The sequence below is a fragment of the Bacillus sp. JJ664 genome (assembly GCF_036962205.1).
GTDB lineage: Bacteria > Bacillota > Bacilli > Bacillales > Bacillaceae_G > Gottfriedia.
This window is the reverse complement of the sequence record NZ_JBALMS010000072.1, coordinates 1-898: the sequence shown is the minus strand read 5'-3', so window position 1 is coordinate 898 and position 898 is coordinate 1. Positions and strand designations below refer to the sequence as shown.

The following is an 898-nucleotide window of genomic DNA, read 5'->3' as shown; positions in this document are numbered from 1 at the left end:
ATTGGAGTAAAAGGAAATATTAAGTTTATATCATTCACTCTTGATATTTAATCTTATTTGACATTTTGGAGGTAATAAAACATGGCTTTAAGAAAAAAGGACAAATTTGTAGATTATTTAAGTAATATTTCTTTAAATCTAAAAGAAAGTGCTAATTATTTCGCCGACTATAAACTATATAATGTTAGTGATCTAAAGATTTTTTCTGAGAAAATGAAGGATTATGAATCAAAAGGGGATTCTTTGGTTCATGTAGTTATTAAAGATTTACATAATGCTTTCATTACTTCCATTGAGCGAGAAGATATCCTATCACTTACATTGAGGATGGATGATGTTTTAGATGGATTGGAGCACACAGCTGCACTCTTTGAAATGTATTCAATTATAAATGCTGATAATTATATGCTTCAGTTTGTTGAAAATCTTCGAACATGTGCAGGAGAAATTGTTGCAGCTGTTGACTTATTGGCAACAAAAAAATTAGTTAACATGAGGGAGCATGCTATTAAAATTAAAGATATAGAATCAAAGTGTGATGCAATTTTACGTGAATCCATTAAGCAACTATTTGCTTCAGAAAAAGACCCTATTCGTATTATTCAGTATAAAGAAATCTATGAAGAACTTGAAAACATTGCCGACTATTGCCAGCATGTAGCTAACACTTTAGAAAGCATTATCATGAAGAATGCTTAGGAGTCGATTATCATCTACTCCTGAGATTATGCTACTACTTCTCTAAAAATGGTAAAATATATTATCCCTTTCGTTAAAAATTTGTCTGATAATAGAAAAATGCTGATGAATTAAGATTTTCAAATATAAAAACAAGACCTAACTTGCGAATCTTTTCACTTAAACTATACTGCCAATTACTTAAATAAAAAAGCAGCCA

1 protein-coding gene is annotated in these 898 nt (G+C 29.5%); it reads left to right on the top strand.

Going from position 1 to position 898, the window contains the following annotated elements; translation table 11 throughout:
- Positions 1 to 81: 81 nt before the first annotated feature.
- The gene (locus tag V7056_RS12955) at positions 82 to 699 is read left to right on the top strand and encodes a DUF47 domain-containing protein (RefSeq protein WP_499702533.1); all 618 of its coding nucleotides are present in this window, start codon (positions 82 to 84) and stop codon (positions 697 to 699) included.
- The last annotated feature ends 199 nt before the right edge of the window (positions 700 to 898 follow it).